This is a genomic window from Tsukamurella sp. USMM236 (assembly GCF_037148755.1).
Lineage (GTDB): Bacteria > Actinomycetota > Actinomycetes > Mycobacteriales > Mycobacteriaceae > Tsukamurella.
In genome coordinates this window covers 33769-45624 of the sequence record NZ_JBBCSS010000002.1, presented here as the reverse complement: position 1 = coordinate 45624, position 11856 = coordinate 33769, and the positions used below count along the sequence as shown (strand labels likewise).

General features: G+C 71.3%; 12 protein-coding genes. 1 reads left to right on the top strand and 11 read right to left on the bottom strand.

Going from position 1 to position 11856, the window contains the following annotated elements:
* Nucleotides 1-8: 8 nt before the first annotated feature.
* The 8 genes from WFK95_RS06040 to WFK95_RS06005 form a co-directional block, all read right to left on the bottom strand.
* Nucleotides 9-638, bottom strand: a complete 630-nt coding sequence (locus WFK95_RS06040; protein ID WP_443081528.1) for a MerR family transcriptional regulator — start codon at nt 636-638, stop codon at nt 9-11.
* 201 nt (nt 639-839) lie between these two features.
* Nucleotides 840-1358, bottom strand: coding sequence for a bifunctional nuclease family protein (locus tag WFK95_RS06035; protein WP_336670170.1), 519 nt, complete (start codon nt 1356-1358; stop codon nt 840-842).
* An 82-nt stretch (nt 1359-1440) separates the two neighbouring features.
* Entirely contained in the window at nt 1441-2175 is a 735-nt protein-coding gene (gene ftsR, locus WFK95_RS06030) for a transcriptional regulator FtsR (RefSeq protein WP_443081527.1), read from the bottom strand.
* 5 nt (nt 2176-2180) lie between these two features.
* Nucleotides 2181-2621 (bottom strand): oxoglutarate dehydrogenase inhibitor Odhl, encoded by a 441-nt coding sequence (gene odhI, locus WFK95_RS06025; protein WP_224647837.1) that lies wholly within the window; start codon nt 2619-2621, stop codon nt 2181-2183.
* A gap of 136 nt (nt 2622-2757) precedes the next feature.
* Nucleotides 2758-3162, bottom strand: coding sequence for a glycine cleavage system protein GcvH (gcvH, locus tag WFK95_RS06020; protein WP_224647836.1), 405 nt, complete (start codon nt 3160-3162; stop codon nt 2758-2760).
* Between the two features lie 118 nt (nt 3163-3280).
* Nucleotides 3281-4099, bottom strand: a complete 819-nt coding sequence (locus WFK95_RS06015; RefSeq protein WP_224647835.1) for an ABC transporter ATP-binding protein — start codon at nt 4097-4099, stop codon at nt 3281-3283.
* On the bottom strand, nt 4096-5130 hold the full coding sequence (locus WFK95_RS06010) for a FecCD family ABC transporter permease (RefSeq protein WP_336670169.1): 1035 nt from the start codon (nt 5128-5130) through the stop codon (nt 4096-4098). Before WFK95_RS06010 ends, WFK95_RS06015 begins: the two co-directional genes overlap by 4 nt.
* A complete protein-coding gene (locus tag WFK95_RS06005; protein ID WP_224647833.1) occupies nt 5127-6185 on the bottom strand; it encodes an iron chelate uptake ABC transporter family permease subunit in 1059 nt (352 codons plus the stop codon). The genes WFK95_RS06010 and WFK95_RS06005 overlap by 4 nt, the downstream gene beginning before the upstream one ends.
* A 126-nt stretch (nt 6186-6311) precedes the next feature.
* Between WFK95_RS06005 and WFK95_RS06000 the strand changes: the two genes are divergently transcribed.
* A complete protein-coding gene (locus tag WFK95_RS06000; RefSeq protein WP_224647832.1) occupies nt 6312-7295 on the top strand; it encodes an ABC transporter substrate-binding protein in 984 nt (327 codons plus the stop codon).
* A 60-nt stretch (nt 7296-7355) separates the two neighbouring features.
* On the opposite strand, the gene WFK95_RS05995 is transcribed toward WFK95_RS06000, so the two are convergent.
* The 3 genes from WFK95_RS05995 to WFK95_RS05985 all read right to left on the bottom strand — a co-directional run bounded on the left by WFK95_RS05995 (nt 7356) and on the right by WFK95_RS05985 (nt 11846).
* On the bottom strand, nt 7356-7982 hold the full coding sequence (locus WFK95_RS05995; protein ID WP_224647831.1) for a CDP-alcohol phosphatidyltransferase family protein: 627 nt from the start codon (nt 7980-7982) through the stop codon (nt 7356-7358).
* Between the two features lie 7 nt (nt 7983-7989).
* A complete protein-coding gene (secA2, locus tag WFK95_RS05990; RefSeq protein WP_336670168.1) occupies nt 7990-10296 on the bottom strand; it encodes an accessory Sec system translocase SecA2 in 2307 nt (768 codons plus the stop codon).
* A gap of 68 nt (nt 10297-10364) precedes the next feature.
* A complete protein-coding gene (locus tag WFK95_RS05985) occupies nt 10365-11846 on the bottom strand; it encodes a M28 family peptidase (protein ID WP_336670167.1) in 1482 nt (493 codons plus the stop codon).
* Nucleotides 11847-11856 lie beyond the last annotated feature (10 nt).

Genomic DNA, 11856 nt, shown 5'->3' with positions numbered 1-11856 from the left:
GAGGGCGACTATCCGGTGGCGCGGGCGCGGTTGCGGCGGCGCGAGGCCAGCTCGTCCTCGGGGGCGGCCTCGGCGGCCACGCCGTCGGCGCGCTCGCCGGGGAAGTCGGCGATGGTGCCGGTGAGCTCGCGCATCGCGCCGGAGACGGCGATGCCGAAGACACCCTGGCCGTGCTGCAGGAGGTCGACGACCTCCTCGGCGCTGGTGCACTCGTAGACGGTGGTGCCGTCGGAGAAGAGGGTGATGCGCGCCAGGTCCTCGACGCCGCGCTGGCGGAGGTGGTCGACGGCGACGCGGATGTTCTGCAGCGAGATGCCCGTGTCGAGCAGGCGCTTGACGATCTTCAGGACGAGCACGTCCTTGAAGGAGTACAGGCGCTGGGTGCCCGAGCCGCCCGCGCTGCGGATGGACGGCACGACCAGCGAGGTGCGGGCCCAGTAGTCGAGCTGGCGGTAGGTGATGCCGGCGATCTGGCAGGCGCTGGGGCCGCGGTAGCCGAGCAGCTCGTCCGGGATGGTGTCGTTCGGGAACAGGCCCGGGGCGATGTCGTCGAGCGAGCCCTGGGTGCCCACGGCGTTATCCGCCTGCGGCGCGTTCTGCCCGGTGCCGTCCTGATCGGTCACTGCCGTCTCCCTCATGAGGTCCGTGCGCACTCCTGAGAGTACGCCTCCCGCGTGGAGGCCGTCGGTGTAATTCCCTCGGTGCCATTTCCGCGGTGTTCGGCGTGAACGCTAGGGCCCGGAGAGCGCCGAATCAACGCGACACACCGACACCCTCAAGTTGAAGTTGAGGTCGAGATCGAATCGTGACCTCGCGGCGGCCCCGGATCCGCGCCGGATTCAGGAGTCGCCCGGCGCCTTGAAGTCGTCCGCGGAGATCGAATCGAGGAACTCCTTGAACGCCTCGACCTCCTCGTCGGCGGGCGGCTCCTCGCCGGATTCGTCTGCCTCCGAGGCGATCTCCTCTTCCGGGAGCAGGAGGCCCGCCTCGGCGAGCACCTCCTCCTCCGCGAAGATCGGGACCTCGAGCCGCACGGCCATGGCGATGGAGTCCGACGGCCGGGCCGAGACGGTCTGGTCACCGTCGAGCACGAGGTCCGCGAAGTACGTGCCCTCCTGGAGCCCTGTGATGCGCACCTCGGTGACCGAGCGCCCCAGGGTCTCGAGCAGGTCGACGATGAGGTCGTGCGTGAGCGGGCGGCGCGGCACGACGCCCTGCAGCTTGATCGCGATCGCGGTGGCCTCGCCCTGGCCGATCCAGATGGGCAGGTACCGGGGGCCGGAGACCTCCCGGAGGAGCAGGACGGGATCGTTCTGCGGCGGGTCCATCCGGATGCCCGCGACGGTCATCTCGATCATGGTTCCAGCTTACCGGCGCGGCAGCGGGATCGAGCGCCGACGCCCGGTTCGGGAGCGCAGCGAGCCGCCCCCCGGGACGGCGTCAGCGCACCGCGTCCTTGACGGCGGCCTTGACCAACTGGGTGTGGAAGGTGACCGACAGGGCGGCCAGCTCACGCACCAGCTCGGCCGCGCGCTCGGCGGCACCCGCGTCGCCGCCGCGGGCGACGGGGTTGGCGATCTGGGCGATGAGGCCGGCCTCGCGGTCGGCCGAGGTCTTGAAGGCGCGCAGGTGCCGCGCCTCGAGGCCGTACTCGGCGAGGGCCTTGGCGGCCTGCACCAGCGCGACCGCGTCCTCGTCGAAGAAGCCAGCCTTGCCGGAGGTGAGCAGCGCCGAGCGCTCCAGCTCCCGCAGGAAGGCCTCGTCGGCCCCGGAGCGGGCGAGCAGGTCGGCGCGGCTGATCCGGGTCTGCCGGCGCGCCGAGAAGTCGGTGGCGGGCGCCGTCTTCGACGACACCGCGGCGAGCGCGCGGGGCGCACGCGGAGCGGGGCCCTCGACGGCCTCGCCCCGATCGTGCGCGTCCAACTGCTCCTTGATGATCTTCAGCGGCAGGTAGTAGTCGCGCTGCGCGGTGAGCACGTACTTGAGCCGCTCGCAATCCTTCGGCGAGAACCGCCGGTACCCCGACGGGGACCGGTCGGGCGTGACCAGTCCCTCCGACTCGAGGAATCGGATCTTGGAGATGGTCACGTCCGGGAACTCGTCACGAAGACGTTCGAGGACGGCCCCGATCGACATCGCGCTCGGGGCCGCCGGTTCCTGGCGTGGGGCCGTCACAGGGGTCAGCCGGCCGCCGGGACGAAGAAGACCAGACGGAACTTGCCGATCTGGACCTCGTCGCCGTGGGCGAGCGGCGACGCGTCGACCGGCTCGCGGTTGACGTACGTGCCGTTGAGGCTGCCCACGTCGACGACGGTGAAGCCGCCCTCGACCGAGCGGAACTCCGCGTGGCGACGCGACACGGTCACATCGTCGAGGAAGATGTCGCTGTCGGGGTGACGGCCGGCGGAGGTGGTCTCCTGGTCCAGCAGGAAGCGGGAACCCGCGTTCGGGCCGCGCTTCACCACGAGCAGCGCCGCGCCGGCCGGGAGGTTGTCGAGGCCCTGGACGGGCGCGTCGCTCTCGGGTCCGCCGGAGGCGTCCATCTCGCGGATGATGTCGGCGCGGAACACCGAAGTGGTCTCAACGGGGGCCGATTCGTTGCCCTTGTCGTTCTCGCTCACATCGCTCCTTCGTCAGTGATTACTGCACAGGTCTGTAGTTCACGACACCTGATGGACGTACGGTCCACGGTACCGCGCCCGGCGCCTCGGAGGCGGCCGGATTCGTCGGCTCTAAAGCCGTTCTAAGGAAAGGCGATCACGCCTCGGCGGTCAGCGCCTTGTACGCATCCGCGTCGAGCAGCTCGCCCAGGGCGGTCTCCAGGTCCTCGGGAGACGCGGCCTCGATCTCCACGATCCAGCCCTCGCCGTAGGGATCCGAGTTGATCAGGTCGGGGCTCGAGTCCAGCTCGCCGTTGATCGCGACGACGGTGCCCGACAGCGGTGCGTAGATGTCGGAGACGCTCTTGGTGGACTCCACCTCGGCGAACGAATCGCCGGAGGCGACCTCGGCGTCGTCCTCGGGCAGCTGCACGAAGACCACGTCACCCAGCTGATCCTGCGCGAAATCGGTGATCCCGATCCGCACCACGGTCTCGCTCTTCTTCAGCAGCCACTCGTGATCGGGGGTGTAGAGCAGTTCTCCGGGAAAGCTGGCGCTCAACGTGAGAGTTCCTTTCGCGAGGGCCACGCGGGCTGCGTAGCAGGTTCAACTTAGTGTGCCGCACCGGTGTCGAGCAACCGGCCCCCACGATTCCCGCGGTCACCTGCGCCGCATCGGGTTACCGCGTCGGCGCCGTCCGCAACGCCGACCTCGGCAGCACCACCGGGGTGCCGGTATCCGGGTCGGCGATCACCCGAGCGTCCAGGTCGAAGACCTCGCGCACGAGGTCCTCGGTGATGATCCGGCCGGGCTCGCCCTGGCGCACGATGCGCCCGTCGCGCATGGCCACGACGTTCGTCGCGTACCGCGCCGCGTGGTTGATCTCGTGCAGCACCGCGACCACGGTGCGTCCCGCGTCGCGCAGACCCCGGACCAGCTCGAGCACCTCGACCTGGTGCGCGATGTCCAGGTAGGTCGTGGGCTCGTCGAGCAGCAGGACGGGCGTCTCCTGGGCCAGCGCCATCGCGATCCACACCCGCTGCCGCTGCCCGCCGGACAGTTCCGCCACGCGCCGGTCGCGCAGCCCCGCCACACCCGTGGCCTCCATCGCCTCGGCCACCGCCCGCTGATCGTCGTGCGACCAACTGCCGAACAGCCGCTGGTGCGGGTACCGCCCGCGCGCGACCAGCTCGAAGACCCCGATCCCCTCGGGCGCGACGGGGCTCTGCGGCAGCAGCCCGACCTCCCGCGCGAGCTCGCGCGTCGGGCGCTCGCGCAGGTCCCGGCCGTCGAGCTCGACGGTGCCGGCCGCCGGCCGCAGCAGGCGCGCGAGGGCGCGCAGGAGAGTCGATTTGCCGCAGGCGTTCGGACCGATGATGACCGTGAGCTCCCCGTCCGGCACCTCCAGGTCGAGACCCTCGACGACGGTGCGGTCGCCGTACGCCAGGGTGATCGACCGCGCCGACAACCTGCTCGTCACATCAGTATCCCTTCTCATCGGCGACTCTCGACCGCCAGCAGCACCACGAGGTAGATACCACCGAGGCACACCGTGACGGCCCCGACGGGCAGGCTCACGCCCGGGATCACGTGCTGCGCCACAAGATCCGCGGCGACGAGCACCAGCGCCCCGACGATCGCGGAACCCACCAGGTCGACGGTCGCGCCACGCCCGGTGAGGCGCCGCGCGATCTGCGGGGCGGCGAGCGCGACGAAGCCGATCGGCCCTGAGACCGCGGTCACGGCGGCGATCGCGGCGACGCCGAGCACCACGAGTGCGAGCCGGACCCGCTCCACGGGCACGCCGGTGGCCGCCGCGGCGTCGTCGCTCAGTTCCATCTGCCGCATCCAGCGCTGGGCGACGGGTGCGCACAGCGCCACGAGCAGCAGCACCGCCGCGGCGGAGGCCACGGCGCGCCAGTCGACGGTGGCGACCGAGCCGGCACCCCAGACCGCGGCCGCGTAGGCGTCGTCGAGGTCGGCGGTCACCATGAACCACCCGTTGAGCGCCGTCAGGAAGGCCCCGACCGCGATCCCGACGATGATGAGGCGGAAGCCCTGCACGCCGTCACGGAAGGCCAGCAGGTAGACCAGGAGCGCCGCGCCGAGACCGCCCGCGAGCGCGCCGGCCGAGACCGCCGCGAATCCGGTGCCGCCCAGGAAGATCACGGCGATCACCCCGGTGAGCGAGCCGTGCGTGAAGCCGATGACGTCGGGGCTGCCGAGCGGATTGCGCGTCAGGGACTGGAAGACCGCGCCGCTGAATCCCAGTGCGGCGCCGAGGACCACGGCGGCGACGATCCGCGGCAGCCGCCAGTCGACGATCACCGTTGTGGTGATCCGGTCCGCGCGGCCGAGCACCACGTCGAGGACGTCGCCGAGCCCGAGCCCCTGCGCGCCGCGGGTGAGACCCCAGAGCGCGAGCGCGGCGATGAGCACGACGGCGGCCACGTCGACCGCGACCGCCCGGCGGGAGACGAGCATGCTGACCCGCCCCACCCGCACCGGGATCAATTCGCCGGCCGTCACAGCGCGCTCGCCCCGCGACGGCGCACGAGGGCGATCAGCACGGGCGCGCCGAGCAGCGCCGTCACGACGCCCACGTCGACCTCGTGCGGCGCCATGACCCGACCGAGCACGTCCGACCCGACGAGCAACGCAGGCGCGAGCACGACGGTGAAGGCGAGGATCCAGCGCTGGTCGGGGCCGGTCCACCAGCGGACCGCGTGCGGCACCATCAGGCCGACGAAGGCGACCGGGCCCGCCACCGCGACGGACGCGCCGCAGAGCACGGTGACGGCGACGACCACCAGGACGCGGGTGCGGCCCACCCTCGCGCCCACCGTGACCGCCAGGTCCTCGCCGAGCGCCACCGCGTTGAGCGGATGCGCGCAGAACGCGGCGATCACCAGGCCGGCCGCGATCCACGGGCCGGCGACGGCGAGCGACTCGGCGGGCCGGTCGGCGAGCGTGCCGACGCCCCAGAACCGCATGCGATCGAAGGTCTCCGTGTCGATCAGGCGCAGCGACTGCGTGAGGCCGCCCAGGACCGCGGCGAGGGCGACGCCGACGAGCGTCAGCCGCACCGGCGTCGGCACCGTGCGGCCCTGAGACGCGATGCCGTAGACGAGCACCGTCGCCGCGACCGCGCCGCCGAAGGCGAAGGGCAGGTACTGATCGACGCGGCTGATCCCGAAGGCCAGCACGCCCACCGCCACCGCGAAGCTCGCGCCGGCGTTCACGCCGAGGATCCCGGGGTCCGCGAGCGGGTTGCGGGTCAGCGCCTGGATGAGCGCACCCGCCACGCCGAAGCCCGCCCCGGCGACGACGCCGAGCAGCACCCGGTCCAGGCGCGCGTCGACGGCGGCGTGGGTCGGCGAACCGTCGGGGGCGGTGAGCGCCGGCCACACGGCCGACAGGCGCACGTCGCCCGAGCCGATCAGGAGCCCGAGCACGCACACCGCGCCGAGGACCGCCAGCGCACCGAGCCAGGCCGCGCCCAGCGGCACGCGCCGCCGCGAAACGGTCTGCGGGGCAGTCCGATCGGCGACGGCGTCGAGAGCTGCGGGGTCGCGCACCGTCATCCCGCACTCCTCCGCTCGCATCGCGTCACACCGTCCACCCCGGCTATTTTGCTAAGCCTAGCCTAAGGGTAGTTTCAGGCGATATGCCGGACCGTCCGGCGTTCCGATCCCTTCCGAGGAGTCACCGTGCCCCTACCGTCCCGATCCCCCGTGGCCTACCTGGCCGCGATCCTGACCGCCGTGCTCCTGCTGGCCGGCTGCGGCGGCGGCGCGGACGCCGACACCTCCGCGACCCGCACCGTCGCGACGATCCAGGGCGACGTGCACGTCCCGACCGCCCCGAAGCGGATCGTCGTGATCAGCAGCGCCCTCGCGGGCTACCTGTTCGACATGGGGCTGCCCGTGGCGGGCGTCGTCCCCCGCGACGCTGACCTCAAGGAGAACAGCACGGACATCCTCTGGACCGCGAAGGCGAAGGAGCAGGGCACCACGACGTTGCCCTGGACCGCCGACGGCTACGACCTGGAGGCGATCCTGGCCGCGAAGCCCGACCTGATCATCGGCGGCGGTGTCGGTTACCCGCTGGGACAGGCGCAGAAGGTCTACGACAAGCTGACCGCCATCGCGCCGACCGTCCTGCTCGAGAAGATGGACGCCTGGCAGGACCAGTACCGCTTCCTGGCGGAGAAGGTCTTCGACCGCAAGGGCGACTTCGACCGCGCCGAGGCGGCGTACACCAGCCGCATCGCCGAGGTGAAGTCCCGGATCACGCCGCCGCCCGGCCCGTCGGTCTTCCTGACCATCACCGCGCAGGGCCGCACCTACGTCCTCGACGAGGCCCGCGGCCTCCCCACTGTGTTCGCACAGCTCGGTATCCCCGCGGCGCCCCTGTACGCCTCGGGCCGGTTCAAGCCGTACACGCCCGGCGGCGACATGTTCCTGCTCTCGACCGAGCAGGTGAGCCAGGAGATCACGCAGCCGTCCGTGTTCGTGATGGGCTTCAACGCCAACACCACCGACGTCGCGGCGCTTCGCAAGAACCCGGTGTACGACGCGCTGCCCGCCTTCCGAGCCGGCCGCGCCTACGACCTGCCGTACTGGGCGCTGCGCAGCGACTACGACCAGGCGATGGCCACCCTCGACGTGGTGGAGAAGCTCTTCCGGAAGTGACTCACACCGGTGGCAGGCGGCGCGCTCCGAACCACGGAGCAGCGCCGCCCGTCGCGTCCGTCACCGGACCTTCGGCAGATCACGCACCACGAGCACCGTCTGCCACCAGTAGAGCACCAGGGTCCACCAGTACATGCCCAGGCCCCAGATGAGGAACGCCCAGCCCAGCGGGTGCATGATCGCGCCGAGCGTGTTGTCGAAGGTGCCGGCCAGCAGCATGGGCAGCGCGTACATGAGGGCGAAGGTCGCGGCCTTGCCCAGGTACAGCGTCGGCAGCGCGGTGATGCCGCGGCTGCGCAGGAAGGGCACCGTCCCGGCGAGCACCACCTCGCGGCCGATCAACAGCCCGATCACCCACCACGGCAGGATCCCCCGGATGCCGAAGGCGATGGGGACCGCGATCATGTAGAGCCGGTCCGCCGCGGGGTCGAGCAGCTCCCCCAGCCGCGTCTGCTGGTTCAGCAGCCGCGCGAGCTTGCCGTCGAGCCAGTCCGTGAACCCGGACACCATGAGCACCACCAGCGCCCACGCGTCGGCGTGCTCCACGAGGAGCAGCCACAGGAACAACGGCACGCCGAGCAGCCGGAGCACGCTCAGGGCGTTGGGCACGTTGAGCGGGCTCGGGGGCTTCCCCGGGGCCGACGGTGCGCCGTCGGCCTCGGGTGCGGACCGCCCGGGTTCGCTCATGGTCGACTCAGATCATTCCGAACATGTTCGCCATGCCCTTCGTGGCGAACGGATTGTCGTGGACCATGTAGGTCCAGGTCAGGGTGTTGCGACCGAGGTCGGCGCCGTCGAGGTCGATCCCGTCGTCGGTGATCTCGGCCTCCCGCAGCGTCTCCCGAGCGCGGCCCACGGCCTCGTCCGGGAGCTTGCGGAACTCCTCGATCACGAGCCGGTGGAACTCGTCCAGCGGCGACTGGCGGCCCAGCGCGCGCAGGTGGATCGTGGTCTGCACCTCGGAGACGAACGCGAGGTGCTCCGCCCAGGTGCGGTCGAGGTGGTACAGGAAGGCCTCGCGGGCCGCCTGCTCCAGCACCTCGTCGGAGATCCCCACCTCGCGCAGCTCAGCGAGCCGCTCCGGCTCCAGCTCGGCGAAATCCGTGAGCGGCCGGTCGGTGGTGAGCAGGGTGTGCCGCCGCGCCATCACGAGGTCGCGCTGCTGGTTGACCAGCTGGTTGTAGCGCCAGGTGTTGGCGTGCGTCTCCAGCATCCCGCCCTCGGCGACGCGCTGCGCCGAATCGAGCAGGTCGGCCGCCTTGCCGCGCGGGAACTCGCCGGTCTCGGGGTCGGCGCCGCCCGGCGGCCGCCCCCGCGGCAGGTGCCGCTCCACGATCGGGTCCTCGACGGAGGCGAAGATCACCGACGTGCCCGGGTCACCCTGACGGCCCGCCCGGCCGCGCAGCTGCTGGTCGAGGCGCTCGGTGTCGTGCAGGCCGGTGCCCACGACGGCGAGGCCGCCCAGCTCGGCCACCTCGTCGTGCTCTTCGCTCTCGTCGCCGGCGTCGTGGCCGCCGAGCTTGATGTCGGTGCCGCGGCCCGCCATCTGCGTCGAGACGGTGACCGCGCCCTTGGTGCCGGCATCGGCGATGATCCGCGCCTCGTCGGCGTCGTTCTTGGCGTTGAGCACCGTCGCGATCACGCCCGAGATCTTGAGCATGTGCGCGAGCTCCTCGGACTCGGCCACGTCGTGCGTGCCGATGAGCACCGGCTGGCCGGTCTCGTGCACCTCGCGCACGTAGTCGACGATGCCCGCGACCTTGTTGCCCTTGTTGTCGTAGACCCGCATGGGCTGATCGACGCGGACGGTCGGCGTGTTCGGCGGGATCTGCGAGACGCCCAGGTCGTAGAACTGGCGCAGCTGCTCGCCGGCGGCGATCGCGGTGCCGGTCATGCCGCACACCAGGGCGTAGCGCTGCAGGAGCGCCTGCACCGTGATCGTGTCGATGACCTCGCCGGAGTCGGTCTGCGAGAGCCCCTCCTTGGCCTCGACGGCCGCCTGCAGGCCGTCGGGCCAGCGCTGCAGCTCGGCGACGCGGCCGCGGGAGGAGTTGATGAGCTTCACCTGGCCGTCGCGCACGATGTAGTGCACGTCGCGCTCGACGAGCGAGTAGGCGTGCAGCGCGATGTTGACCTGCGGGAGCGTCGACGCGACGTGCGCGTCGGAGTAGAGGTCGATGCCGCCGAGCTCCTCCTCGACCAGCTTCGCGCCGTCGTCGGTGAGGAACGCGGACTTGCCGTCGGAATCGATCTCGTAGTGCTTGCCCTCGCGCAGCCGGGCGACGACCTCCATGATCGCGGCCTGCGGCACGTCGCCCCTGACGGAACCGGCCAGCACCAGCGGGATGAGCGCCTCGTCGACCAGGACCGAATCGGCCTCATCGACGATCGCCACGTCGGGCTTCGGGGACAGCAGGTCCTCGGCGCGGGTGGCGAGCTGGTCGCGGAGCACGTCGAAGCCGATCTCGTTGACCGAGCCGTAGACGACGTCCTTGGCGTAGGCCGCGCGCCGCTCCTCGCGGGTGGACGACTCGGCGACGTAGCCGACGGTGACGTCCAGCAGGTCGAAGAAGGGCTTCATCCACTCCGCGTCGCGCCGGGCGAGGTAGTCGTTCGGCGAGATCACGTGCACGGAGCGGCCGGCGAGGGCCATGCCCGCGGCGGCGACGGCCCCGGCGAGGGTCTTGCCCTCGCCGGTGGCCATCTCGATGACGTCGCCCTCGAGCAGCCGGTCGGCGCCCTGCAGCTGGACGTCGAAGGGACGCAGCCCCAGTGCGCGGTCGGCGCCCTCGCGGGCGATCGCGATAAACTTCGCGCGATCGTCCGACTTGGCGGCGTAGACGTCCAGCGCCAGCGCGGCGTCGGGGAACTCGTCGTCGGAGAGCCCCTGCGCCCACTCGTCGAATGCGGCGGACTGCTCGATCAGCGCGACGGACCGGGTCTGGTTCCGTGTGCTCTGCGCGCCGAGCACCTTCCACATCTTGTTGCTGAACCTGCCCACCGGACCTCCGCACTACATCACGCACTGTGAATCACTCGACCGCTTGCGCAGTCGAGACTACCGGTGCGTCAGAGTGCCGCGAAGTACGCCGTGGAGAAGCCCACCGAGCCGAGCGCGATGCGGTACATGTCGCGGTTGACGTTCTCGATCGTGTCGCGCGGGCTGTGATAGTTCGGGTCGAAGATGTCGCCGACGGTGCCGCCCCACTGCCGCTGCTGCTCCTCGGTCTTCTTGCCGTCCGCTCCCGTGTCCATGCCGCCGGCGGCGATGCCTGCGTCCTTGAAGGGCCCGTAGTCCGAGCGGCCGTCGAAGGCGGAGGCCTCGACCGGCACGTTGCGCCACGCGAAGTAGTTGCGGAAGACCTGCTCGATCACGCCCGATCCGGCCGGGCCTGCACCCCCCTCGAGCTTGGACGAGCCGTCACCGTCGAAGGTGAAGTAGCCGCCGTTGGGCGAGCCCAGCATGTCGAAGTTGAGGTAGCGCTTGATCTTCGACGCCTGCTCCTCGCTCAGCTCCTTGACGTAGTGCTCCGAGCCGACGAGGCCCTCCTCCTCCGCGCCCCACAGCGCGAAGCGGACCTTGTTCTTGACGTCCGCGCCCGCGCCGAGCTTGGCGGCGGTCTCCAGGACCGCGGCGGAGCCGGTGCCGTTGTCGTTGATGCCGGGGCCCTCGGTGACGCCATCGAGATGCGCGCCGACCATCTGCACGTTGGCGTCGTCACCCTTGGTGGTCTCCGCGAGGATGTTCCAGGTCTTCGCCTTCTGGGTCTTCGCGTCGACGGTGAGCGTGATGTCCTGGCCGTCGGCGATCGACGCGTCCTGCGCGACGCCCACGACGGCGATGGAGGCACCGTCGTCGAGGCCCAGCGTGCCGCCCTTCCAGTCGCCGGCCTGGTTGTTGGTGATGACGAGCGCCTTGGCGCCCTTCGCGGCAGCGGCCTTGTACTTCTCGCCGAAGGTGCACTTTCCGCGCTGCACCACCGCGATCGAGCCCGCGGTGACCTTGGCGAGGTCGGCGTCGGTGCAGCCCTGCGTGCCGGTGACGACGGCCTTGGCGGTGACGGTGCCCTCGGTGGCGCCCGAGAACGAGAGGGCCGCGGCCTTCACGGGCGCGCCGGCGGCCTGCACGTCGACCTTGGACGCGGACCAGACGGCCGTCGAGAACTCCTGGCGCTGCGGGGTGTAGCCGGCGTCGCGGAGCACCTTCTCGGCGTACTCGACGCTCTGCTCGTAGCCGGGCGAGCCCAGGGCGCGGTTGCCCCCGTTGCGGTTCGCGATGTCCTGGAACGCCTCCAGGTGCTTGACCGCACCGTCGAGCGTGACCGCGTCGGCGAGCGCGCGGGCCTTCTCCGTGGCGCCGGCGTCATCGGCTCCGCCCGCGGGCGCGGGGCGGTCGACGCTGCTGGGAGCGGCGTTCGACGAGGACCCGGCGGCCGTGCTCGACGACGCCGCGTCGTCGCCCGACGTGCCGCAGCCCGCCGCGACGAGGCTCACGGCCGCCAGCGCGCTGACGACCCGGACGGTGGTGGACTTCTTTCGCCTGTGCAACATGCTCCCCATT

Bases quoted from the DNA above. Each gene is read 5' to 3' on its own strand.
- WFK95_RS05995 (WP_224647831.1), bottom strand. From the start codon at position 7,982: ATGAGCGAACCCGGGCGGTCCGCACCCGAGGCCGACGGCGCACCGTCG.
- WFK95_RS06035 (WP_336670170.1), bottom strand. From the start codon at position 1,358: ATGATCGAGATGACCGTCGCGGGCATCCGGATGGACCCGCCGCAGAAC.
- WFK95_RS06040 (WP_443081528.1), bottom strand. From the start codon at position 638: ATGAGGGAGACGGCAGTGACCGATCAGGACGGCACCGGGCAGAACGCG.
- WFK95_RS06015 (WP_224647835.1), bottom strand. From the start codon at position 4,099: ATGAGAAGGGATACTGATGTGACGAGCAGGTTGTCGGCGCGGTCGATC.
- WFK95_RS05985 (WP_336670167.1), bottom strand. From the start codon at position 11,846: ATGTTGCACAGGCGAAAGAAGTCCACCACCGTCCGGGTCGTCAGCGCG.
- WFK95_RS06005 (WP_224647833.1), bottom strand. From the start codon at position 6,185: ATGACGGTGCGCGACCCCGCAGCTCTCGACGCCGTCGCCGATCGGACT.